Origin of the sequence: Pseudoalteromonas sp. Z1A8 (assembly GCF_011378855.1) — a bacterium.
GTDB lineage: Bacteria > Pseudomonadota > Gammaproteobacteria > Enterobacterales > Alteromonadaceae > Pseudoalteromonas.
In genome coordinates, this window is sequence record NZ_WTLB01000037.1 from 19,606 (window position 1) to 42,155 (window position 22,550).

General features: G+C 38.6%; 24 protein-coding genes, 2 tRNA genes and 1 rRNA gene. 14 read left to right on the forward strand and 13 right to left on the reverse strand.

Going from position 1 to position 22,550, the window contains the following annotated elements; translation table 11 throughout:
• Positions 1-91: 91 nt before the first annotated feature.
• Complete coding sequence (locus GQR55_RS14270) at positions 92-1,021, forward strand: EamA family transporter (protein ID WP_166421127.1); 930 nt, start codon at positions 92-94, stop codon at positions 1,019-1,021.
• Positions 1,022-1,057: 36 nt separating this feature from the next.
• Here the strand turns inward: GQR55_RS14270 and GQR55_RS14275 are convergent, their stop codons facing one another.
• Complete coding sequence (locus GQR55_RS14275) at positions 1,058-1,927, reverse strand: YegS/Rv2252/BmrU family lipid kinase (RefSeq protein ID WP_166421128.1); 870 nt, start codon at positions 1,925-1,927, stop codon at positions 1,058-1,060.
• 326 nt (positions 1,928-2,253) lie between these two features.
• Between GQR55_RS14275 and GQR55_RS14280 the strand changes: the two genes are divergently transcribed.
• The 4 genes from GQR55_RS14280 (at position 2,254) to GQR55_RS14295 (ending at position 3,646) form a co-directional block, all read left to right on the forward strand.
• Positions 2,254-2,394, forward strand: coding sequence for a hypothetical protein (locus GQR55_RS14280; RefSeq protein ID WP_004335040.1), 141 nt, complete (start codon positions 2,254-2,256; stop codon positions 2,392-2,394).
• Positions 2,395-2,614: 220 nt separating this feature from the next.
• Positions 2,615-2,705, forward strand: a tRNA-Ser gene (locus GQR55_RS14285).
• 52 nt (positions 2,706-2,757) lie between these two features.
• Positions 2,758-2,850, forward strand: a tRNA-Ser gene (locus GQR55_RS14290).
• 307 nt (positions 2,851-3,157) lie between these two features.
• Complete coding sequence (locus GQR55_RS14295) at positions 3,158-3,646, forward strand: DUF4124 domain-containing protein (protein WP_165739696.1); 489 nt, start codon at positions 3,158-3,160, stop codon at positions 3,644-3,646.
• Here GQR55_RS14295 and GQR55_RS14300 read toward each other — a convergent pair.
• A complete protein-coding gene (locus GQR55_RS14300; protein WP_166421129.1) occupies positions 3,630-4,754 on the reverse strand; it encodes an aminotransferase class V-fold PLP-dependent enzyme in 1,125 nt (374 codons plus the stop codon). The two genes, GQR55_RS14295 and GQR55_RS14300, sit on opposite strands and share 17 nt — an antisense overlap.
• A gap of 1 nt (position 4,755) precedes the next feature.
• Positions 4,756-5,925, reverse strand: a complete 1,170-nt coding sequence (locus GQR55_RS14305) for a monodechloroaminopyrrolnitrin synthase PrnB family protein (RefSeq protein WP_166421130.1) — start codon at positions 5,923-5,925, stop codon at positions 4,756-4,758.
• Between the two features lie 136 nt (positions 5,926-6,061).
• Here GQR55_RS14305 and GQR55_RS14310 point away from each other — a divergent pair, with 136 nt between their 5' ends.
• From GQR55_RS14310 to GQR55_RS14325, 4 genes are all read left to right on the forward strand, one after another.
• Positions 6,062-6,517 (forward strand): Lrp/AsnC family transcriptional regulator, encoded by a 456-nt coding sequence (locus tag GQR55_RS14310; protein ID WP_007579788.1) that lies wholly within the window; start codon positions 6,062-6,064, stop codon positions 6,515-6,517.
• A 72-nt stretch (positions 6,518-6,589) separates the two neighbouring features.
• Complete coding sequence (locus tag GQR55_RS14315) at positions 6,590-9,310, forward strand: ATP-binding protein (RefSeq protein ID WP_166421131.1); 2,721 nt, start codon at positions 6,590-6,592, stop codon at positions 9,308-9,310.
• Entirely contained in the window at positions 9,300-10,700 is a 1,401-nt protein-coding gene (locus GQR55_RS14320; protein WP_166421132.1) for an alpha/beta fold hydrolase, read from the forward strand. Before GQR55_RS14315 ends, GQR55_RS14320 begins: the two co-directional genes overlap by 11 nt.
• Positions 10,701-10,706: 6 nt before the next feature.
• Positions 10,707-11,846, forward strand: coding sequence for a GNAT family N-acetyltransferase (locus GQR55_RS14325; protein ID WP_166421133.1), 1,140 nt, complete (start codon positions 10,707-10,709; stop codon positions 11,844-11,846).
• Here the strand turns inward: GQR55_RS14325 and GQR55_RS14330 are convergent.
• The gene (locus tag GQR55_RS14330) at positions 11,823-12,413 is read right to left on the reverse strand and encodes a DUF938 domain-containing protein (protein WP_166421134.1); all 591 of its coding nucleotides are present in this window, start codon (positions 12,411-12,413) and stop codon (positions 11,823-11,825) included. The genes GQR55_RS14325 and GQR55_RS14330 overlap by 24 nt on opposite strands.
• Positions 12,414-12,613: 200 nt before the next feature.
• Here GQR55_RS14330 and GQR55_RS14335 point away from each other — a divergent pair, with 200 nt between their 5' ends.
• The 5 genes from GQR55_RS14335 (at position 12,614) to GQR55_RS14355 (ending at position 15,709) form a co-directional block, all read left to right on the forward strand.
• The gene (locus GQR55_RS14335) at positions 12,614-12,799 is read left to right on the forward strand and encodes a hypothetical protein (RefSeq protein ID WP_010554833.1); all 186 of its coding nucleotides are present in this window, start codon (positions 12,614-12,616) and stop codon (positions 12,797-12,799) included.
• Between the two features lie 101 nt (positions 12,800-12,900).
• Positions 12,901-13,266: a hypothetical protein gene (locus tag GQR55_RS14340; protein WP_231609258.1), complete on the forward strand. Its 366-nt coding sequence runs from the start codon at positions 12,901-12,903 to the stop codon at positions 13,264-13,266.
• Positions 13,267-13,277: 11 nt separating this feature from the next.
• Positions 13,278-14,654 carry a class II fumarate hydratase gene (locus GQR55_RS14345; protein WP_010554832.1) on the forward strand — a complete coding sequence of 459 codons (1,377 nt, stop codon included), beginning with the start codon at positions 13,278-13,280 and terminating at the stop codon, positions 14,652-14,654.
• Between the two features lie 109 nt (positions 14,655-14,763).
• Positions 14,764-15,297, forward strand: a complete 534-nt coding sequence (locus tag GQR55_RS14350) for a hypothetical protein (protein WP_166421135.1) — start codon at positions 14,764-14,766, stop codon at positions 15,295-15,297.
• A gap of 10 nt (positions 15,298-15,307) precedes the next feature.
• Positions 15,308-15,709 carry a hypothetical protein gene (locus GQR55_RS14355; protein ID WP_166421136.1) on the forward strand — a complete coding sequence of 134 codons (402 nt, stop codon included), beginning with the start codon at positions 15,308-15,310 and terminating at the stop codon, positions 15,707-15,709.
• 29 nt (positions 15,710-15,738) lie between these two features.
• Here GQR55_RS14355 and GQR55_RS14360 read toward each other — a convergent pair whose 3' ends face one another.
• The 9 genes from GQR55_RS14360 to rrf all read right to left on the reverse strand — a co-directional run bounded on the left by GQR55_RS14360 (position 15,739) and on the right by rrf (position 22,436).
• Positions 15,739-15,924, reverse strand: a complete 186-nt coding sequence (locus tag GQR55_RS14360; RefSeq protein ID WP_024592231.1) for a hypothetical protein — start codon at positions 15,922-15,924, stop codon at positions 15,739-15,741.
• A 15-nt stretch (positions 15,925-15,939) separates the two neighbouring features.
• Positions 15,940-16,266 (reverse strand): hypothetical protein, encoded by a 327-nt coding sequence (locus tag GQR55_RS14365; protein ID WP_010554828.1) that lies wholly within the window; start codon positions 16,264-16,266, stop codon positions 15,940-15,942.
• The gene (locus GQR55_RS14370; RefSeq protein ID WP_165739670.1) at positions 16,263-16,901 is read right to left on the reverse strand and encodes a DUF4178 domain-containing protein; all 639 of its coding nucleotides are present in this window, start codon (positions 16,899-16,901) and stop codon (positions 16,263-16,265) included. The genes GQR55_RS14365 and GQR55_RS14370 overlap by 4 nt, the downstream gene beginning before the upstream one ends.
• Positions 16,902-16,975: 74 nt before the next feature.
• Complete coding sequence (locus GQR55_RS14375) at positions 16,976-17,668, reverse strand: PspA/IM30 family protein (RefSeq protein WP_004335088.1); 693 nt, start codon at positions 17,666-17,668, stop codon at positions 16,976-16,978.
• A 24-nt stretch (positions 17,669-17,692) separates the two neighbouring features.
• The gene (locus GQR55_RS14380) at positions 17,693-18,106 is read right to left on the reverse strand and encodes a DUF2170 family protein (protein WP_004335098.1); all 414 of its coding nucleotides are present in this window, start codon (positions 18,104-18,106) and stop codon (positions 17,693-17,695) included.
• Positions 18,107-18,185: 79 nt separating this feature from the next.
• On the reverse strand, positions 18,186-19,907 hold the full coding sequence (locus GQR55_RS14385) for a polyamine aminopropyltransferase (RefSeq protein ID WP_166421137.1): 1,722 nt from the start codon (positions 19,905-19,907) through the stop codon (positions 18,186-18,188).
• 3 nt (positions 19,908-19,910) lie between these two features.
• Positions 19,911-20,810 carry a DUF350 domain-containing protein gene (locus GQR55_RS14390; RefSeq protein ID WP_166421138.1) on the reverse strand — a complete coding sequence of 300 codons (900 nt, stop codon included), beginning with the start codon at positions 20,808-20,810 and terminating at the stop codon, positions 19,911-19,913.
• 26 nt (positions 20,811-20,836) lie between these two features.
• On the reverse strand, positions 20,837-21,769 hold the full coding sequence (locus tag GQR55_RS14395; protein WP_166421139.1) for a CHAD domain-containing protein: 933 nt from the start codon (positions 21,767-21,769) through the stop codon (positions 20,837-20,839).
• 552 nt (positions 21,770-22,321) lie between these two features.
• Positions 22,322-22,436: ribosomal RNA gene (gene rrf / locus GQR55_RS14400) — 5S ribosomal RNA — on the reverse strand.
• Positions 22,437-22,550: the final 114 nt, after the last annotated feature.

Consider the following 22,550-nt stretch of genomic DNA (forward strand, 5'->3'; position numbering starts at 1 on the left):
TCTGTATAGGTTACATTTTTACTTTTCTGTATATGGTAAGTATACAGATAGGTCTTAAAATAGCCATTCAATCGGGCTTTGAGGACTAACCATGAAAAGTGCAGCGTTATACATTACAACCGTTTTAATTTGGGGTTCTACTTGGTTAGCCATAGAATTTCAGTTAGGCGATATTGCAGTCGAGTTATCGTTATTTTATCGCTTTGCTATTGCAGCGCTTTTAATGTGGTTGTATGTAGCGTACAAAAAACCCGACATGCGTTTCTCATTAGTCGATCATGGCTTTTTTGCTTTATTAGCTCTGTTTAACTTTGGTTTAAATTACTTAATGCTTTACTGGGCACAAAATTACCTAACCTCAGCCATGAGCTCTATTGCCTTTTCAATGCTGCTGGTTATGAACATAGTTAACACCCGATTATTTTTTGGTAAGCCAATCTCAAAGCGAATTTATACCGGCGCAGTACTCGCTGTATTAGGTATTACATGCCTATTTTGGCCGCAGTTACAGCAGTTCGACTTAAGTAATGGTGCGTTGGTCGGGTTACTACTTGCCCTTGGTGGCACCTTTGTGGCTTCATTAGGTAATATGGTAAGCGTTCGAAATTCTCGTAAGCAAATTGGTGTATTACAAGGCAATGCATGGGGCATGTTATATAGCGCCGTAGGCTTAGCGCTATACGTATTAATGAATGATGTGCAATTTAGTGTAAACGCACCACCGAGTTACTGGTTGTCATTACTTTACTTATCAATATTTGGCACCGTAATCGCTTTTGGTTGCTACTTTGCACTACTAAAAAATATTGGCCCCGAAAAAGCCAGCTACGTTATTGTTTTATTTCCATTAGTGGCAGTAACGCTAAGTAGCTTTTTTGAAGGGTTTGAATGGCACGCAAATACCTTTGCAGGATTTAGCCTAGTGCTATTAGGTAACGCCATTGTGCTTACCCCAACAAAACGAATTAATGCCTTTTTAGCAAATAGAGCAATAGCTAAAAGTGGCTCCATCCCCAGTTAGACGCGTTATTAACGCAACTAACACAAAGCGCCTACTTTACTGTAGGCGCTTTTTTATTGGCATATGAAATAGTAAAGCGTGTCCATGCACACTAATAACCGCAGGTGTTTTGCCTAACAACTCACCATCTGCTTCAATCAATAACCCTTCAGTATTTATGAAAGCTGTACTTAAACGGCTATAGGTAAGATTTTTTATATGTTGATGGCGCTTAAAAAATAATTTAATAAAACTTATTACATTATAAAAAAGCCCACCCGATCGCATTTGATAACACTCAAGCTTTCCATCTGTTAAATCAGCATTTGGCGCTATTTCTAAACCACCACCAAAAAATTTATGATTAGCAAATACGGTAATTAAATTTTGATACTGCCTAGCATCGTTATTAAACGTGCCGTGTAACTGCTGAGCTTGATAGTAAAATAGCTCTTTTACGCTCATCCAACTGTAATCAAAAGATGAAAAACTAGCTTTAGCCTCAATTGCTTTAACTACATGGGCATCAAACCCTACCCCTGCAATATTAATAAAATAGCGGCTATTAATTTTCCCCACATCAATTGCTGTCGGTGTATTAAATAATGCCTTTCGCCAATCATCTTCTTTGCAGCCAAATCCCCTAGAGAAATCGTTACCTGTGCCGCAGGGCAACAACGCTAGCGAACAATTGCTCCCTATTAATGCATTAACCGCTAAGTTTAATGTGCCGTCTCCACCGAGTACGACTGCTTTGGTAAATTTACCTAGTAATAAGCTTATTTGAGCACAGTCATTCTCAAAGTTTCCTGTTGTAGTAAATATACAATAAGAGAAACTACGTTTTTTACAGGTGTTTTTAAGCCACATTAGTGATTTTTCACTCTGTTTTTTAATACTTGGTTTAATAATTATCAGTAGTGACAAGCTTTTGTATCCATCAATCTGTTTAAGGATAAAATAATAGGCGTTTAATTGAATTTTTTTAATCTGAATAACTAGTCAAAAAAGGCTATGTAAAATGCATATAACTAAATACAAAAAATAAAGAACCCCAGCATTAAAGCAGGAAAAGCCTATTCGCACGTAAATACATATGCAAAAATAATAATACAGCTTACTGAATCGCACGTTAATAAAATCAAATCGGATTAGTTTATCTAATCCCTCGGCTCAATTTTTATCGTTGTATTTTTAATCAAACAACGTGCAAAATGCACGCGATTTCAACATATACAACCCGGAGCAAAATAATGAAACCAATTAACACATTAAATCAAACTGCAGCAGCTCAAGTAGCCGTTAAACCAACTAACCGTAAAGCAAGAATGTTAGCTAAACTTAACACAATTGGTAAAAGACTAGCACTTAGCGGCGCAGCTCAATATAAATAATCACTCAACCATGATTATTTTTGCGGTGCAGCAAACACCTAACCACTAAATGAAGTCACTTATTTAGCTCCCCTTTGTTTGCTGCAACCTATTTATTTTATTAAAAATTGCCTTAATTTCCCCTTATTTACAAAAAAAACCTCATTTACGTACGTTTTTTAGGCAAACAGTCATTTTGCTATTTACACAGCGGTATCACCTAAGTATTATTCTGCGTCACGGAGAGATGGCAGAGTGGTCGAATGCACCGGTCTTGAAAACCGGCATGGGTTTATAGCCCATCTAGGGTTCAAATCCCTATCTCTCCACCATATTTTAATTGGTGGCTTTTTTTACTTCCATCAATACAAACGGTTATGCGTTGGAGAGGTGTCCGAGTGGCCGAAGGAGCTCCCCTGCTAAGGGAGTATAGAGTTTGTAGCTCTATCGAGGGTTCGAATCCCTCCCTCTCCACCATACTTAATTTAAACCACTTAATTGTGGTTTTTTTGTGCCTAAAATTTAACACCAGTACAAAATGGGGAGGGTGAGAACCCTCGACAGGGTTCGACAAAATGTCTGGAACATTTTGGGCCGCTGCGAGCGTCGCGCAGCGATTGATTACATGGATGTAAGCAAGTCTATCCCTCCCTCTCCACCATACTTAATTTAAACCACTTGATTGTGGTTTTTTTGTGCCTAAAATTTATAAAAACTAAACAAATTGTACCTAGTAATAACTTAGGGCATTATTAACACAACTTTAGCCACTTTAGGTTTAGCTATGATCCGGTTCATATTGCTATCAGTTTGCGCGGCAGCACCATTTTTTACCTTGGCACAAAGTACAACAGTGTATAAGTGTGTCATTAAGGGCGTTCCTACCTTTAGCCAAACGCCTTGCGCTAAAGATGCACAAGTTATTACTCTCAAAGATATAAACGTAATTGAAGCGTACAAAAGCTCTACGCCCGGTAAAGGTATTACCGACTCCTCTGTGGATGATTACTTAGAGGTTCAACAAATAGATCGTGAAATAAAACGCCTTGAGCTATCTATTGCACAAAGCCAAAAAGAATACGCGGCTAAAAAACAGCAGATAGATTACATGACTCAAGATAAAGCCAATCGTTTAGGCGCTTCATCTATTGCTGATGCTATCGCAACTAAAACAAATGCGTTAAAACAAACTTACGACGCATCAATCAATCAAACGCAGCAAAAAATAGAGTCATTAAAACAAAGAAAGCAGCAGCTTAGCCAAAATCCTTAAGCGCTTGTTTTACTATCGATATAAACTGCTCAACATCTTCTCGGTTATTATAAATATGTGGCGATACTCGTATTCCAAATTTACGAGCATCTACACTGACTTTCGCTTTATCAAGCTCTGTAAGTACATATTCTTGCTGCCCGGCAAAAAACAAAATAACAGTCCCGCTGCATTTATCACTACTCATAGGTGATACAACATATTCGCTTAGTTGCTCATGAATAAGCGTAAGCATAGCTAAATTATGCTCCCTTACCTTGTGAGCAGTTAGCTCTGCAAAGTAAGCAATGCTATTGGCGGCAATAATATAAGGCGCTACAGAAGGAGTGCCTCCCCAAAATTTGAGCGCACTGGCGTTATATTCAAAGTGGTTAATATCGAACTCAAATGGGTTTTGATGCGAAAACCAACCCACATCTTTAGGTTCACAATATGTTATTTGGTGTTTGTTAACCCACAAGTATGCTGCACCAGGGCCCCCACATAGCCACTTAACGCTCGAGCCAATCATAAAGTCAGCATCGAGTATGCTTAAATCAAGCGGTATAACACCCGCAGACTGAGCAACGTCAACTATTGATAAACTCTTGGTTAATTTACTTATAGCTACAATATCGTATACAGGTGCCTGCACACCTGTATTTGAATATACGTGGCTTATAAAAACTAAATCGATATCGGCGGTTATATAACGCTGCCAAACTCTAATATCACTTAAATCTTCGTGCTCAGGTATAAAAATGATTTGCGCGCACTCTGGTAATGCTTTTTGCATTGCAAAACCCATGCTCGGAAAATCACTTTGCGCCATAAGCACTTTACAATTTTTTTGTTGTAACCGTGGATGCGACATAAGTAACTTTGTTAAGCCACTTGATAAATTAGCTTGAGGACAAAACTGCGAACTAGCCGTATTAAATAACTTACCAAGTGCGGCAGTAAACTGCTCAACTGCCGGTAACCATTGCTGCCAAGGCTCTTTATTTGATCCCTCCCATGGAAGGAAGTAATGCTGGGCTAAATATTGCTGTGTATTTTTAAGAGGACGCCCTACCGAGTGGTTTAATAAATAACAGCCATCAGCCATACAAAAATCATTTTTAAGCATACTATTTAACCCATTTTTTAAGTGTATTTAGATCGTCAAAACGTGTTTTTATATCGTCGCGTTTGGCACTGGCCCGCTTATCTCTTAATTTTTCGAGCGAATCAAGTAACACATGAAGCGGCGGACCACTTGCTGTTACCTTGCTCATATGCTGCTGTTGCATATTTTTTGAGGGCTGAGCAATAAACTTTTCAACCAGTTGATTATGATGACCGACTGCGGTGTCACCATGTAATTTACACACTTGGATAAATAGCTTTGCGTGACTTTTAAACCAATTTGTATTTTTATATTGCTTCGCTTGTAAAAAGTCATCCATAAAGCTTTGCATACGCATGGCTTCTCGTAGTATTTGTTGATCCTCTGGCATCATATATAAAAACTTATCCACCAGCATTTGCGAGTAACTAGGCTCGTTTGCACTACACAGTCCTAACAGCATATCAATCACGTTAATACCTGCAAAGTCACCAGCATTTGCACCTCTGTAAACCTCTTTACCTACACGGTACGGTTTATAATAAGGGCGAACACAGTTAAAAAAGCAATCTGTATCGAGCTCAGAATAAAGTGCATTGTTTGACTCAATTACATCTATAAGTGCCTGTTTAGCTACTTCTAATAACTCACCACATAAAGGATGCGAAATCCCCAGTGGTAATATTTTTAATAATGCATCACTTGCCCGTTTGTAGGCCAAAATGCCTTGAGTGTTATAATCAAGAAACAGCTTTTCATCAGGTAAATTAGTAAATCGTTTATAAATACCGTTAAGTGCTTTGTTATGAGTAGTTAAGTGGGCGGTAGCAAAGCGAGGGGTTACGCCAATCGATGCGCCAATATGCATAGCAAGCGCTGAAGCATCTATTAGTGGGGAGCTGGTTTCTCTGCTTGGTTCGGTAATTTCATGGCGCCTACACGCTGCCATAAATAATCCTACGTTACCGAGTAAGTCAAAAGCGCTATCAAAGCCTTGATCTGTGTTTCCCTCGGCTAATAAATTACTAATTAATACGTTGCCTTCTTTTTCTAATTGTTGCTTTAAGGCCTCGCCTATTCCTTCTACATTTGCTTTATCGGTTTGCTGCCAATAAAGCTGCTCTAATTCACTATTTAAAGTGACAAACTCTGTTCGTATCCAGTGATCGAAAATAGCAGTATGTGTGTTCATTGGTGTGCTCTATTATTTTTATAGTTAAATGCTAACAGAGTTCAATGAGGGTAAAACGTCAAAAAAATTAGTAAAAATTGCAATACTTAGCAATAATCACTACAAATATAAAAATAATTAATAAAAGCCGACAACTATGTTAGATAAAAAAGATCAGCAATTACTCATTGCACTGCAAAGCCAAGCTCGTATGTCGGTTTCAGATTTGGCCAGCAGTATCAACCTATCGGATACACCTTGCCTAAGGCGTATAAAAAAGTTAGAGCAAGAGAATATTATTACCGGCTACCACGCCGCCATAAATCCTAAAGCACTTAACCTTAATGTGTTGGTATATGCATTCGTACGATTAAGCCAAAACTCGGTGAGTGCTGCAGAGCAATTTGAGCAACATGTAGAAAAATTACCACATGTATTAGAGTGTTGTGTAATATCAGGAAGCTATGATTATTTATTAAAAATCATTGCACATGATCTTGAGAGCTACGAAACATTTGTAAAACATCAGCTAGGTAGTTTAAGTTGTATTGCAAATATAGAATCAACAGTCGTGTTAAAGCAGTCATTTAGCAAAAAACAGTTACCATTATAAAAATAACCAAAATAACTTACTGTTAGCTATACTGATATTTCAAAACGATAATAATAATTGCTTGGACCTTATGTGAAAAATTTTAACTCTAAAAATCATTCCATTATTTTTTACATCATGTTTGCTTTAGCATATTTTTTAGTCGGCATAGCACTCACTAAACTTGCTTTTAACTCGCAAATAATTCCAATTTGGTTACCTGCCGGCATAGCTCTAGTCGGTTGTTATATTTGGTGGTGGCGCTTTATCCCGCCTTTATTTGTAGCTGCAATTGCATTTAACCTTAATATTTTTGACAGTTCAGCTCATGAGCTAGTCTTGGTCGGCAACTCATTCAACGAGGCAATGTATATCGCCTTTGGTGTTGTTATACAGGCAATGGTCGGCGCAGCTCTTTTAAAGTATTGGCTTGGTCACCCGCTGCGCTTTAAAAAGCGCAAGAATATAATTTACTTTATTTTAGTCATAGCCATATTGGTCAGCTTAATTTCAGCTAACTTTGGCGTATTCGCACTGAGTCAATTTAACTCGATTTACAGTATTGATAATCATTGGAATAATGTTATTTACTGGTGGCTTGGCGATACATTAGGGGTATTAATTGCAACTCCATTTTTACTTTCTTTATTACCACAAAAGTCTAATCAACATACTATATCGGCATTTCCGACAATTGCAGTATGCTCAGTTTTATTTTTATCAGTCGCGGTAACAACACAATTATACGATCAGGAAAATCGTATAAGCACTATTAAAATTGCCGAACGTGAAGTCCACGTTATAGAAAACAGCCTTTATAGATATACAAATCGCAGTATTATTGCAGTGCAGAGCTTAGCAAGTCAGGTTCAATCATCTCCCATGCTGAGCCAGCAAGATTTTTATTCTTATGCTAGTCAGTTACTAACTCAATACGAGTTTATTAACGCTTTATCGTGGAATGCAAAAATACCTCAAGATCAACGCGAAGTCTTTGCTCAAGAAATATCAAATATTTACCATTTAGATATTGATATAGTTGGCGAACCTCTTGAAATTAACGATCCCCTTGTTATAGTAAAATACATAGCTCCTTTTAATGGTAATCAAAAAGCTATTGGCTTTAATGTATTTTCAAACCCTGATCGAAAAAACTCTCTGCTTAACCCCGCTATAAAGTACATGCCAGTCGGAACTAAAATAATTCAGTTGGTGCAAACCAAACAACCTAAACCAGCCTATTTATTATTTGCCCCTGTGTACTCCCAATATAACGATGAAAAAACAATTAAAGGCTATGCCACTGGTATATTTTTAGTGCGTAGTATTATTGAGCAGGCCATTTCTAAAGAACAGTCTGATATGTTTTCGATTGGTATATACGAAGATACAAACACACCGCCGTTTTATAGTAATTACTCTCAAGATGTTCAGCAAGCCAAAGGCAGCCGCCTAATGTCGTTTGATGTGAGCTTTGCAGGCCAAAAATGGATTGTAAAACTAGCCCTTAAAGAAAGCTTTTTAACACAACATAATAGTCAACTAGCGTTATTATTACTCATACTTCAGGTTGCCGTATGTTCTTTAATTTTAATGGTTTTACTGCTGTTTAATCAGCAACAAATTGCACTTACACGTCAAGTTGCCGAGCGTACACACTCACTCGCACAAGCAAAGCAGCAGTCTGATTTAGCTAATCAGGCTAAAAGCCAATTTTTAGCGAATATGAGCCACGAAATACGTACACCATTAAACGCCGTTATTGGTTTTTCTTCACTTGCTCGAGAAACCGATAGCGCAAGTACACTCATTGGCTATTTAGATAAAATAAACTCATCATCTAAAAGTTTATTAAATTTAATTAATGACATTCTTGATATATCAAAAATAGAATCCCAAAAGTTAGTTATTGAATCTATTGCATTCGACTTAGGTGCTTTAATAACACGAATAGACAATATGTTTGAACAAAGCGCAGTTAACAAAGGTATTAACTGGCAAGTTAACTCAAAACTACCTTTAAATACCTGGTTTATTGGTGATCCTATGCGAATTGAGCAGGTATTACTTAATTTATGTAGTAACGCGATTAAATTTACAAGCCAAGGCAGCGTTACTTTAAACATAGAAACAGAGTTTACTGCCGCCAATAAAGTACAGCTTGTTATAAACGTTAGTGATACCGGAATAGGTATAAAACCAAGCCAGCATAAAAAATTATTTAACGCATTTACCCAAGCTGATAGTTCTACCTCAAGGCAGTTTGGCGGTACAGGACTTGGCTTAACAATAGCAAAAGAGCTAAGCCAATTAATGGGGGGAGAAATAGCCCTTAAAAGTGAAGTAGATAAAGGCTCTACTTTTACATTTTCAATGCGATTAGAAACAACAGAGCCTAAAAAAGAACATGTTATTACATTTGATAATACTAATATTACTTCGCTAGACATTTTGGTCGCAGAGGATAACCCAGTAAATCAAATGGTTATTAAAGCGATGCTTGGCTCGTTAGGGATTGTGCCGTATATAGTAGAAAACGGTGAGTTGGCGGTCGATATAGTGAAAAAACAACATTTTGATTTAGTCCTTATGGATTGCCAAATGCCTATAATGGATGGCTATAGAGCAACGGCCCTGATTCGGCAGTTTAAAACCGAACAAGAACTCCCGATTATTGCTTTAACTGCCGACGTAATGCCAGAGGATAAAGCACATGCACAAGCCGTTGGATTTAATCAACATCTTGCAAAACCGCTTGAACTCATTAAGCTAACCGAGTGTCTTGTCCAATATGCAGAAGTTAATGAACAATAATGGTTTAACTTTAAAAGTAGCTTTAAGAGTATTTTTAAGAGTATTTTTTGGTTTTGTTTTAAGTGTTTTTTCGCATATTGCAGTAGCTCAAAACTGTATATCGCAGGCGAGTGACTTTAAATTTATAATAAAAAGTAAGCAGCAAGGCCTATTACGTTTTGAAAATGAGTACACCCACCAGCGCTTTAATTATCAAGCCCTTTTACCATTTAGCGATTACTTAGATTACGAATATAAACATATAAATAAAGCTAAGCCCCATGCAAACATGCCATGCCCCGTTATTACACAAACGTATCGGCAGTTGGTAACACAGGGTAAGCGAAAACCTGACCCTACTATTGCAGATATTATTGCCCCTTTTGAGCTTACGTACCCAAACAGTAATAAAGTTGCACTACTAATCCACGGGCTAACTGACTCACCCTTTACGTACCACGATTTAGCACAAGTGTATTATCAGCAAGGCTATACCGTGCGTACTATTTTATTACCAGGACATGGAAGCGCTGCAAGTGCTTTACTCAATGTAGAGGTTAGCCAGTGGCAACAGGCAATAAAGTACGGGGTTGAACGCTCGGTGCAAGACTTTGATGAGGTGATACTCGCAGGTTACTCTACCGGTGCAGCGTTACTTATTGATTACGCAACCAAGCAAACTGTCTCACCTAAAATTAAAGCGCTTATGCTTTATTCGCCAGGCTCCGAGCCACATAATAAATACGGCTGGATAGCAAAATGGATTGACGCTATACCGTTTGTTAATTGGATAGATAAAGACGCCGATGTAGACTTTGCTAAGTATGAGTCATTTCCTTTAAATGCAGCTGCGGCCTCATACGATGCAATGTCACTTGCAAGCATAAGTAGCTTAAACAAACGCCCCGCACTTAAATTACCTATTTTTAGCGTACTTAGTGATATTGATACAACAATAGATACGCGTACCACACTAAAATTATTAAGTACATTACACCAAGGTAATTCAGTAAAATATAAGCCGCTCGATACTTTAGTACTTTATGGCAACACTGATATTTTACCGCCAGACTTTACTAGTGACTACATAGTAAGTAACCCGCAATGCACAACACTGCAGTGTAAAAAAATTCACGGTATATCGCATATTGCGGTTGTTAACTCACCGCAAAATCCACATTATGGAATTAATGCAACTTATCGTAATTGTGGCAGCTTTATTAACGACGACTTACTGTACAAAACATGTAAAACAACAAAAAAACCACAACTAGGAGAGCGTACAAGCGCAAACTTAAAAGACTATCCGGCTTTACAGCGCTTAACTTATAATCCTCATTTTGCCGAGCTTAAAATGCAAATTAGTACGTTTATTAAAAACGTAGAACAGCTTAGAACAACTACAAGGTAAGTAGTCATGGGAACGTTTTCGCACCAATGGTTTAGCAGTATTAATGAGATTGATCAGGCGCAGTGGCAACGTTTATTTGGTAATGAACCATTTACTCAACATGCTTTTTTATATGCCCTTGAACAAAGCCAATGCGTAACACAAAAAAGCGGTTGGCAGCCCCATCACCTCGCTATTTTTGAAGGTGATACACTCGTTGCACTTGCACCCGGATATTTAAAAAGTCATTCATACGGCGAGTACGTATTTGACTGGGCATGGGCTGAGGCATACGAAAAACACGGTTTAGCGTATTATCCAAAATGGCTATCTGGCATTCCCTTTAGCCCTATTGAGGGTAAGCGCATTGCTATCGATCACATCAATCCAAATGCGGTGTATCAATACATTACAGAGCAACTGAGCATACACAGTGCTCAGCAAGGTTGGTCGGGATGGCATGTTAATTTTTGCGACCAAGTTCAAGCCACATCATTAACTGAGCAACACGCCATGTTAAGAGTGGGTGTGCAATTTCAGTGGTTTAATAAAGGTTATGAATCCTTTGACGACTTTTTGCAGATGCTTAGCTCACGAAAACGTAAGTCACTTAAAAAAGAGCGAGCTAAAATAGCGCAACAGAACATTGATATTGAATGGCTGCAAGGGGCGCAAATTACGCCCGAGATAATGCAATTGTTTTGTGAGTTTTATCAGCGTACCTATTTAAAGCGCTCTGGTCATTTGGGCTATTTAAATATGGAGTTTTTTACGCTTTTACATGCCTTAATGGCTAATACTCTCGTTATTATGCTGGCCAAAAAAGACGATAACGTGATTGCTGCAACACTTAGTTTAGTAGGTAAAAATACGCTTTATGGGCGCTACTGGGGAGCAAGTGAGGAAGTAGATTCGCTGCACTTTGAATTGTGTTATTACCAAGGTATTGAGTTTGCAATAAAGCATAAACTCAACTGTTTTCATTCGGGTGCACAAGGTGAGCACAAAATAGCACGCGGATTTGAACCAGTACTTACCTACTCTGCTCACCATATTGTTGATGGCGACTTTAGTAATGCAATAAGCGACTACTTAAAGCGTGAACGCGGCCATATTGATATATATAAAGAGCAATGTAGCTCATTACTGCCGTTTAAAAACGAGTAACTGATTATTTGCAGGCATGGCTGTATCGCTAATAAGCGTAAGCCCTGCTTGCTTAGCTAGTTGTTCAACTGCTTCAAAATCTCTTATTCCACTTAACGGATCGCGCTCTGTTAAAAAGGCACTAAAGTCATCATTACTTGGGCTGGTAAATTCACCTTGGTATTTGAATGGCCCATAAATACACAATATACCACCGCTATTTAAGTGGCGTTTAACACCGTCAAAAAAACGTTCAACTAATTGCCAACTAACAATATGAAATATATTTGCCGTATAAATAGCGTCAACCTTATCTACTGGCCACTCATTATTTAAATCAAGCTCAAGCGGCGCGTGTAAATTAGTTAAATCAGCTTCGCGATGCCATAAATTAATCCCTTCGTGGTTTATAGCGCGATCACTTGTATGCCACTGCAAATGAGGCAATTGCTCTGCAAAAAACACACTATGTTGGCCAGTACCTGAGCCAACTTCGAGCACTGTTTTAGTGTTTTTTAATACGGTTTTTAATTGCTTTAAAATAGGAGCTTTATTGTTTTCACACGCTTGTGAAAATGGCTTTGTCATTTCTGTGCACCAAAATTGTCGGTTAATGCACAACAGTAAAGCAAATTTAGCTTATTTTGTCGTGATGAAAAAAAGATAATTTTTAAACACTATAACTATCATATGGTTGAGCTAATTTATTATGATTGGTACGTAATATGCTTTTATATAACTAACCCACTAAAGGGTTTAACTTATATTAAATTTCAAAGGATAAAATTATGCATATACCCCCTTATACCGCTGTAGACGCAGCTATTGCTATAACCGAAAAAACCACCGACGATCATAGTTACGCCGTTGATATGAGAGCTACAGTAATCGATTTACTTTCGCACCCTAAACATAATCAACAGGCGATGACCAAACATGAAACAGATCAGATATTTATTCTTGGCTACAATTAATACTCAAATTAGTATCGCAGATAATTTTTATAATAACTGTTTACACTGAAACCGATTAAATGTAATGATAACTATTATCGTTAACTTAAGTCGGTTTTTTTATGTCTTCAAATTATGCCCAGCATCGTTACCATCAAGAACTCTCTTGCCATTGCTTAAGACCTGGCCTGCATGCACCCATGCTCGTTGCCGATTACATAGAAACCGCCCTTAACGTCGCTAAAAAATTTGAGCAACAACGTAATCCCTTGCTTCAAGAGTTTTATCTTAGACGCACACACCATGAAATTATGAACAAAATGTGCGACCCTCTTATACATAATGCTATTCGTAAACAATGTTTAGAGCAGTTATACAAACCTTTATTAGCACTAAAACGGTTTTATAAAGTGCATAACAATACTGCACAATTTTTAATACTTGAGCGTGAAGCTCGTATTCTTAGTCACGAATTCAACCCTTTTTAAGGAGCACACTTATGAGCAACTTTAGAACAGAATCAGACAGCATGGGCGAACTAAAAGTACCTACTGATGCGCTCTATCAAGCGCAAACACAGCGAGCGGTTAATAATTTTGCCATTAGTGGCTTACCTATGCCAAAGCAATTTATAACTGCACTGGCTTATATAAAACAAGCCGCTGCACAAAGTAACTGTGAGCTAGGCCATTTAAGCAAAGCTAAAGCCGATGCAATTGAGCAAGCTTGTCAAAGTATTATTGATGGTGAACATGTTGAGCATTTTCCCGTTGATATTTTTCAAACAGGTTCTGGCACAAGCTCAAATATGAATGCCAATGAAGTTATTGCAACGCTTGCTAGCCGGATAGGCAATGAAAGCATTCACCCTAATGATGATGTAAACATGGGGCAAAGCTCTAACGATGTAGTCCCTACTGCTATCGCACTCAGTAGCGCAATAAATGTAGTATACGAATTACTTCCTTCGCTTGAAAATTTATCGCAAAGCCTGGAAAAGAAAAAAGCTGAAGTAGGCCATATAGTTAAAACGGGCCGTACGCATTTAATGGATGCAATGCCTGTAACGTTTGATCAAACACTCAGTGCATGGCAGTCACAAGTTAATCATGCCGCAGCAGGAATTAGACATAGCTTAGAGCGTGTATGCGAACTTGCACAAGGCGGTACAGCTGTTGGAACAGGAATAAATGCAGACCCTAAGTTTGCAGCCAAATTTGCAGAAAATCTGAGTGCCAATGTAGGCATTAGATTTACGCCTAGTAGTAACTTTTTTTATAATATAGGTTCACAAGACGCCATCGTCGCGCTTTCGGGGCAATTAAAAGTACTCGCTGTAGCACAAATGAAAATAGCGAATGACCTACGCTGGATGAACTCAGGACCACTTGCAGGTTTAGGTGAAATAGAGCTTGAAGCGCTTCAACCTGGCTCATCTATTATGCCAGGTAAGGTAAACCCAGTAATACCAGAAGCCGCAGCCATGGTAAGCGCACAAGTTATTGGCAACGACGCCACTATTACCGTAGCAGGTCAAGCGGGTAATTTTGAGCTAAACGTTATGCTCCCAGTCATTGCGTATAATATTTTGCAAAGCATAGAATTACTTGCAAATAGCGCACAAGCGCTGGGCGATAAAGCGATTGCCAGTTTTAAGGTGAATCAGCCAAATATAGATAAAGCACTCGCTAAAAATCCAATTTTGGTAACTGCGCTTAATCCGGTGATCGGTTATGAAAAAGCAGCAAAAATAGCAAAGCAGGCTTATAAAGAAGCCCGCCCTATTATTGATGTAGCCGAACAAGAAACCGATTTACCACGCAGTGAACTCGAAAAACTACTTAACCCCACCAAACTAACGCAGGGTGGACTTTAATAAACGATATTTTTCACTGCTTTAATTACTTGATAATATAGTTTTTATTGCCGTAAAAAATGCACCGTGTATGATAGTGATGAATATTTCATCACTATCAAGGTTTGTTATGCGTACCCCATTGTTAGCCATACTTTTACCACTTTGTTTAACTGCATGCTTAGATAAAGCACCCACTGAAACGCAGCAAGTAACAATCACCTCAGAAACTGAAGCACCAAAGCAAGAGCTACAAAAGCTAAAAGAAAATACTCAATTACAAGAAAATACTAAAAAGAACGTAGTTGCTGAAAAAATACCAAAAGCTGATTTAAAAAACGTTTCAATAGACGATATAAAAGCAGCCAAAACCCAATTAAATACACTAATTGCAGATAAACAATGTGATACAAGCACTCAATGTAGAGTAAATGCAGTAGGTAGTCGCGCATGTGGCGGGCCAAGCAGCTTTGTTGTGTACTCAACAAACGCAGCATCTGAGGAACAAGTAGCTACCCTTAGCGACAAAATTACTAAGCTTGAAAGTAGTTATAATTCACAAAAAGGGATGATGAGCATTTGTCAGCATTTAACAACGCCAAGCACGCAGTGTGTTGAAAATAAATGTGTTAAACTTGAAAGCTCAGCGGTAAGTGCATTTTAAGGATAACGTTATGAGTTGTTTACCATCGGCAATTAAACTATCAATTTTAAGCATTGCTAGCAGCATTTTATTACTAAGTGGTTGTGCTAGTACTGTGACGTCAAATGAGCAAAGTAAAAACTTATCTGACTTAAACTATGATCTGAATAACATGGTGAGTAATAACAGCTGCACTGCAAGCTTTCAGTGCAAAGTACTTGAAGTGGGCGCCCGCGCATGCGGCGGACCGAGTAAATATGCTGTTTATTCAACGCTAAACACATCTCAAGAAGAAGCAGAACAGCTTGCTCAACAAATAACAAAACAAGAAAACATACAAAATAAAGCACAAGGCTTAGCTGATTGTTCTCCTGTACTTGAAGTGCAATCGCTGTGTATTAACCACCAATGCCAGTCGTTTGATATAAAATAAAAACGGCCGCGTATAAGCTAATTTCAGCGTTAACTTAAATACGGAATTAACGCTGAAATTACTACCACCAGTACCACGCAAATACCCGCTTTAATAATGTATTTCATGGGCATTGTTTTAAGCACCCAATATGCATAAATAAAACGTACAAAATAACTCGCCGCAGTACCAAACAACGCAAAAATAATTAAGTAAGCAATTAAAACAATATTCATAAAAACCTAATTAAATTATTTCACTTTTTTATTTTTAGTGTGAGCTATTAATAAATCAGCTACTTGTTGCTTTACGGCTCGCTTATCATCGCTTTGTACATCAAAGCGACTGGCTAGTTGCGCTATTTCATCATCATTTAAGTTAAACGATAAACGTTGACGCGTTTTTTTAGACTTTACGTCTAAGCCAAGTATTTTTCGGATCATATCTGACGGCGTTAGCTCTTGATCAATTGCCTGCTTTTTTATCAGCTTTTGAACTTCGCTGCTTAGATCAAATGCCATCTGCGTGGCACGTACAGCTTGTTCCTGACGTAACCACTTGTCTTTAGCATCACTCACTTAGCATCTCCAGGAAACAAGTCTACGATATCTGTCATTGGACGCGTCAGCGTTAGCGATACTTCGGTTTCGCCGCCATCCCAAATTTCGATATTTAAACCAAAGCCTTCATTATCTGACGCTAAGCAAATCATTTCACATGGCTCGCCACCTTCTTGCTCATAACGAGGCAAAGCTTGGTTGCGGTAGTCTTTATTATGGAAATAACACACATAAGGCGACTCGCTTTGTTGATAGCTTTTAGCTAAAAACTGCATAAAGCGCTCTGGTGTATTTTGCACTGTAATGTGGGTTAAGGACTCTTCATCAAAAATACGCGCAAACTCATCAAGGCTAAAAATTTCTTCAACTTCGTTTCGTTGAATTTTAATAGAAAAGTTTGCCCACTCTTCACCGTCATCTTGCTCAATTTGTAAAAATACAACTTGCCCGCTATTTGTCTCAAGTACAAATTCAGTATCACTACTGTGCTGGTATTGGTAAGTTTGAATACCAGTAACGCGTAACGTTTCACCTTTTAACCATGTTGGATAAGCAAATGAGTCTATAACGCTAAACATGTCGCCTACTTTAAGATCGCTTGGATGATTAAGCTGACGCTCTGGCTCTTTTTTAGATTTGAAAAAATTAAACATAGGAAGGTTGCCTTCTAAGCAAAAAAGGCAACTGAGCAAAACTCAGTTACCTTTTTAAAGTATAAACGTAATGGTTAGCTATTTTGCTTCGCTTTAATGCGAGCTAAAATATCAGCACTTTTTGGACTTGTGTCACCAATACCGGCTTCAGCCATTTTAGCTTTTAAGTCATCGCCATTTACGTCTGACTCAAGTTGCTTTGCAGCACCAAGCTGGTCACTACGATCTTGTTGACGCTGTTTAATGCGTTCAAGCGATTGACGAGCCGATGTCATAGACGAGCTATTTGTATTAAGCGTGCTGTTAACAGCCATTGTTGCCTGCTGTACGCTTTCAGTGGTTTTAACCATAGTAAGCTGACGCTGATTCTCTTTAATCGATTTTTCAGCATCTTTAACTTGCTGCTTAAGCGCAACAATGTGATTGCTAAAACCAGATAATACTTGCTCGTTTTCAGCTTTTTCAGCTTCAAAGTCACCAATTTTTTCTGCAATTTCTAATGCTAGCGCTTCGTTACCCTTTTCAAGAGCTTGGCCTGCATACGCTTCGTGTTCAGCGATTGAAGCATCTACTGCGCTAATTTTACGCTTAGTTTGCATTTCTTTAGCCATTACTTCTGTAAGACTTTTTTTAGCGCGGTGAAGTGCATTTTGTGCGTCTGCAATTTCTTGCTCAAAAATACGGATGCCGTTTTTGTCTACAATTGCTTCGCCTGCTTCACGAGCGCCGCCACGTACTGCTGTAAATAATTTTTTTAAAATACTCATAATCTTAACTCCACTAACTAGCTATTAATCGTTTAAATACAAGGTCACGGCTTCTAGTGCGTCTATAGCGTTATCAGCTAATGTCACTAGTTCGTGGGTAACGTCATCTAATGATGAATTTACCGACAGTGCACCAAAAATCGCGTATTTATTATCGATTTTAGCAAATGCACTCAGTGGAATCGGCACGTTTAAACGTAGTAATGTTTCGTTTAACTCGTTGCGTAATTCACTCTTAACTTCATCTTCGTCAAACAAGTAGCTAATACATAACAACTGCTCTTGTGTTTGAGTAACAAAAATTGGAAGTTCATCATTTCCATCAACAATGACTTGTAAAACATCTTGCTCGCCAGGGTTGGCAATCAAGAAAGACTCAAAGTTAGCGCCTTCAGTTTCAAAAGAAGCTAATTTTATTGAAAGTTCATTTAATTCCATGTCTCTGCCTTTTGTCGTTTGACATATTATGTCTGAGTTAAGATTCTCATGGTCGACATATTATGTCAACCATGTTTTATTAGTTTTTATACAATTCGCTTTCTATTTGCCATGCTGTGCGATAGTAATCATACAACTGACCAGAGCCTAACCTATTGACCTCAATACTTTTAACTTTTTCAAAGTAATGATTAGGAAATACAAAACTTGCCAATAAATATTCTTTACTGATCCATCTTGATGGTACTGGCATAGTCGCTATATCGTTAATACGACCACTGGCCGACTGACCCATTTTAGTCGCTATAGTCCAGCCCCACTGTCCAAACGAAGGTATATTTTGCTGATATTGCTCAACATACCCAAACCCTGCAGCTTTAACCGTTTTGCCTATACTCAAAAATGCTTTTTTAGCATGATAAGGAGAGGTCGATTGAACTGCCATTGCGCCATCGGGAGCTAATAACTGGCGTACATGATTATAAAAATAATCACTGTACATTTTATTTAGGTCAGGATGATTAGGATCGGGTAAATCAATTAAAATAGTGTCGAACTGCTTAGATTGATCGAGCAGCTTTTCAACTTCTAAAAATGCATCACCCACAATTATGTTGGCGCGCGAGTCTTGCATCGATTTATTATTTAGCTGCAGCAATCGCTCACTAATATGCTCTGGTGACGTAAAGTCACCGTCTTTATGACCAAATAAATTGAGAAGCTGCGCGTCTAAATCTATAAGCGTTACTTCACTCACTGGCCATTTTAAAACATCTCTAAGTGCAAGCCCGTCACCACCACCAATTATTAATACACGGTCGTGCCTGTTAGAGGCAAGCATTGCAGGATAAACCAGCATTGAATGATATATTTGCTCATCAATACTTGAGAACTGCAAACGCCCATTTAAATATAAATCGGTGATCGGTTGCGGCTGGTTTTTACTTAATCTCTCAGTTAAAACAACGTGCTGATACTTAGTTGCCTGTGAGTAAATCACTTTATCTTTATATAAAACATTGCTTAGATTGTTCATCCAACCACTGCCAAATACCAAAATAAAACCAAATAATGCCAACAATGCTATATGGCAAACTAAAAGCGCCTTAGCAAAGCGTACATATGTGTGGTAACGCCATAAAAACGCGAGCCCTGCAATGATATTAAATAATGCCGTCCACGCGGCAGCCTGCATTATAGGCATTGAGAGCATGATGCTTACCCAAATGGCAGCACCAATACCGGCGCCAATATAATCGGCACCATAAATAGTCCCTGCATTGTTCTCCAAAAATCGGCCATAAACATGTTGGCGAATACGCGCTATAAGCGGTATTTCCATACCAATAAATAAACCCAGTATTAAACCAAAAACATAAGGTAGAAAACGTGACCACTCTTGAAGCTTTTGAAATACGTAACCATTAAGTACAACATCAGGGGGTAAGTTAAAAATACTCGAAAATAAATGAGGAAGAGAATAACTAACTGCTATTACACCCGCTATCGCTAAAATGCAGCCCATGCCAACCAAAGCAATAATGCTTTCTAGCCAGGCAAAAGCGGTAAATGCATCTTTAAACCAACGCGCTAAAAAAGCGCCTAAGCCCATTGCTACAATCATAGTACCGATCATAGCGTAAATAGCGCTCTCTACTGAGCCAAGTACACGGCCCGCATAATGAGACAGTAAGTATTCATAAATAAGGCCGCACCCAGCAAGCACGGCCATAACAGTAATAAGTAGTATATCGTGCCCAAGTAAGCGAGACTTACTTGGGGGAGTGTTGGTTGATGACACTGATTATGCGCCTAGTAATGTTGCCATAGTGATACCTACCGCAAATGATACTGCTGCAGAAATAGTTGCTACACCTACATTTTTTTGACGATTAACTTCATCTGAAATATCGCAACCAGATAAAATTATTTTAATTGTCACTAAGTGTAAAATAATAAATGCGACAAGGCTCACTACTGCGCTAATAGCCCAGTATAGTAAACTCGCATTAATGTTATCCGCAGCGTAAGGTGCAACACCAGTTGCTGCCGTGATAGCTAATGCACTACCTACTAAAAATCCAGCGTAACGAATACCCACAGCTAAGTTACCATCAACAATTGCTTGTTGTAGGCAGTCGCCATTTTTATTTGTACGCTTAAATAACTGCACTCGGTACTGGCTAACAAGTAGTAATACAATGCTACCTATAATAAAGGCGGCAATTACAATTGGAAGACCATGCCAGCCATCAGTAGCCACCCATAAAAGAGCTGAGCGAATAACAATAGCGACACTAACAACATGACCAAAATCAATTATTGAAGCTGTAACGTTACCTTTAACGATTTCATCGTGCAGACTTACTTTACGAAGTGCTACTTTATCTTGAAAGAAGTGACCCAATTTAATAAGTACAATAGCTAATGCGCCGTAAGCTAACATTTGCAGCGCTTCTTGTTGCAGTGTTGCAGCAAAAGCTCCGCTACTTACACCCGTTAATACAATCGCCAGTGCCACTAAGCCAGCGGCAAAGCTAATACCAAAAGCAAAGTTATCACGCTCTGTTATTTCATCATTTGCGTGTAAGTTTGAAACCCAGCCTTTTATATATTTAAGGCTTACAAATAATAAAACAATAATTGCAAAATCGATCGCCAGCGCTTGTAGCGACCACATAGTTATTCCATTAAATTCATACATATTATTCTAACTCCAACTTTATTCTTTTACTTACCACGGCTCACGCCACGAGAGGTTCTGCTACCGCTATCACGCACCGATCCAGAGCTATTGCTATAACTGCTCGAACGAGAATAACTACTGCGGCTTTTTGGTGGCGTATAACTGCTACGGCTTAAACCTGATGCACCTGTTTTTTTACTCGCATAAGGGCTTGTAAACTGCTTACCTTGGCGTTGGTATGTTTGGCGCGTGCGTGTTTCTAGCGCGCTTTGAGTTTTAATTTGTTTAGGGCTTGAATAACGCGTACGGCCATAGTCATTGTAATAACTATACTTTCGGCGTTTGCTCCAGCTTCCGTATTCAACACGGTCAAATACATCACCTAAAATACGGTACATTCCGTACCATTGCCAAAAGCTAATACCGTTACTATTCGATTGCCAGTTACCATAGTTAGGATTACCTACCATTTGGTTACCAACACCCTCACCTTCAGCTTGCTTACTAATTGCGCCTACACGTGCTAAAGCACCTTTCGACATATCAGCTAGCATATTAATAGGATCGGTTAACGCATCAGAAAATAACGTAGGTTTTGCCGCTTCACGCAACAAATCAATGCTATGTAACGTATCTTCGTAAGGAGGAATTAAGTAAGTTCCTTTAATATCTTTAAGTCGCTGTGTTAAGCCACTATAAAGTGCGCCTTGGCGCGTTGCATCAAGGGTAATTACATCAACAACCTTTGTAAGTTCTGGTTGTTGTTTTTTAAGAAGCTCACCATACTCTTTAAGTAATAAAGCATTGCGTACACTTCCATTATCGAGTGCAGTACCAAGCTGAGACAGCTCCGTATCTACCTTTTTAATAGACTCTTGAATTGTTTGTTGCAGCTGCTCTTCTTTAGATTGACAACCCATAAGCACTGCGAACAAACAAAACAGGCTCATAAGTTTCCAAGCTTTAATATTCGACATTCATGTCACCTGATTTACTAAATTAACGCAGGTAGTTTTACACAGGTCACTTATTAAACCAAGAATGAAATTGCAACAAAGTGAGAAGAAATGAGGGACTCTGTAATTAGGGTCTGATTTATTGAAAATATGAAGCTATACAGTGAGGTTCGAATTAAAGTTAAAGTTTTATAAGAGGGTACTTGCGGTGATTTTAACGTCGGGAGTCGCTACGCTCGCCCGACCTACGTGATAGGTGTTGGATGGATGTGCATTAATTACGCGCATTTCACTTTCTGCAGACGTAAAAAAACCCGAATCGTTAGATTCGGGCTCTCTACAATTTGAAGCCTGGTAATGTCGTGGTGCCCACAGCGGTGGAGAGTCATAGTGAAAATGCTGCGCACTCATTGCTGAGCGGAGATTTTTCATGATTTTAACGTCGGGAGTCGCTTCGCTCGCCCGACCTACATGATGGGTGTTGCTGTGAGTGGATGTTAATTACGCACATTTCACTTTTCTGCAGACGTAAAAAAGCCCGAATCGTTAGATTCGGGCTCTCTACAATTTGAAGCCTGGTAATGTCCTACTTTCACATAGCAAATGCTACACTATCATCGGCGCTGTTTCGTTTCACTACTGAGTTCGACATGGGATCAGGTGGGTCCAAAACGCTATTGTCACCAAGCAAATTTGGGCGTTAGTTCGTATTTCTACGCACTAACTGAATTTGGAAAATATCTGATAATATTTTTTAAGTCTTTCTAAGTAATATCTACTTTAGTCATATTAACTTCTGTCT

What these genes read in the sequence shown, in the direction of transcription:
- GQR55_RS14270 (WP_166421127.1), top strand. Translation starts at nt 92, where the DNA reads ATGAAAAGTGCAGCGTTATACATTACAACCGTTTTAATTTGGGGTTCT.
- GQR55_RS14280 (WP_004335040.1), top strand. Translation starts at nt 2,254, where the DNA reads ATGAAACCAATTAACACATTAAATCAAACTGCAGCAGCTCAAGTAGCC.
- GQR55_RS14295 (WP_165739696.1), top strand. Translation starts at nt 3,158, where the DNA reads ATGATCCGGTTCATATTGCTATCAGTTTGCGCGGCAGCACCATTTTTT.
- GQR55_RS14300 (WP_166421129.1), bottom strand. Translation starts at nt 4,754, where the DNA reads ATGCTTAAAAATGATTTTTGTATGGCTGATGGCTGTTATTTATTAAAC.
- GQR55_RS14305 (WP_166421130.1), bottom strand. Translation starts at nt 5,925, where the DNA reads ATGAACACACATACTGCTATTTTCGATCACTGGATACGAACAGAGTTT.
- GQR55_RS14310 (WP_007579788.1), top strand. Translation starts at nt 6,062, where the DNA reads ATGTTAGATAAAAAAGATCAGCAATTACTCATTGCACTGCAAAGCCAA.
- GQR55_RS14320 (WP_166421132.1), top strand. Translation starts at nt 9,300, where the DNA reads ATGAACAATAATGGTTTAACTTTAAAAGTAGCTTTAAGAGTATTTTTA.
- GQR55_RS14325 (WP_166421133.1), top strand. Translation starts at nt 10,707, where the DNA reads ATGGGAACGTTTTCGCACCAATGGTTTAGCAGTATTAATGAGATTGAT.
- GQR55_RS14330 (WP_166421134.1), bottom strand. Translation starts at nt 12,413, where the DNA reads ATGACAAAGCCATTTTCACAAGCGTGTGAAAACAATAAAGCTCCTATT.
- GQR55_RS14335 (WP_010554833.1), top strand. Translation starts at nt 12,614, where the DNA reads ATGCATATACCCCCTTATACCGCTGTAGACGCAGCTATTGCTATAACC.
- GQR55_RS14340 (WP_231609258.1), top strand. Translation starts at nt 12,901, where the DNA reads ATGTCTTCAAATTATGCCCAGCATCGTTACCATCAAGAACTCTCTTGC.
- GQR55_RS14345 (WP_010554832.1), top strand. Translation starts at nt 13,278, where the DNA reads ATGAGCAACTTTAGAACAGAATCAGACAGCATGGGCGAACTAAAAGTA.
- GQR55_RS14350 (WP_166421135.1), top strand. Translation starts at nt 14,764, where the DNA reads ATGCGTACCCCATTGTTAGCCATACTTTTACCACTTTGTTTAACTGCA.
- GQR55_RS14355 (WP_166421136.1), top strand. Translation starts at nt 15,308, where the DNA reads ATGAGTTGTTTACCATCGGCAATTAAACTATCAATTTTAAGCATTGCT.
- GQR55_RS14360 (WP_024592231.1), bottom strand. Translation starts at nt 15,924, where the DNA reads ATGAATATTGTTTTAATTGCTTACTTAATTATTTTTGCGTTGTTTGGT.
- GQR55_RS14370 (WP_165739670.1), bottom strand. Translation starts at nt 16,901, where the DNA reads ATGTTTAATTTTTTCAAATCTAAAAAAGAGCCAGAGCGTCAGCTTAAT.
- GQR55_RS14375 (WP_004335088.1), bottom strand. Translation starts at nt 17,668, where the DNA reads ATGAGTATTTTAAAAAAATTATTTACAGCAGTACGTGGCGGCGCTCGT.
- GQR55_RS14380 (WP_004335098.1), bottom strand. Translation starts at nt 18,106, where the DNA reads ATGGAATTAAATGAACTTTCAATAAAATTAGCTTCTTTTGAAACTGAA.
- GQR55_RS14390 (WP_166421138.1), bottom strand. Translation starts at nt 20,810, where the DNA reads ATGTATGAATTTAATGGAATAACTATGTGGTCGCTACAAGCGCTGGCG.
- GQR55_RS14395 (WP_166421139.1), bottom strand. Translation starts at nt 21,769, where the DNA reads ATGTCGAATATTAAAGCTTGGAAACTTATGAGCCTGTTTTGTTTGTTC.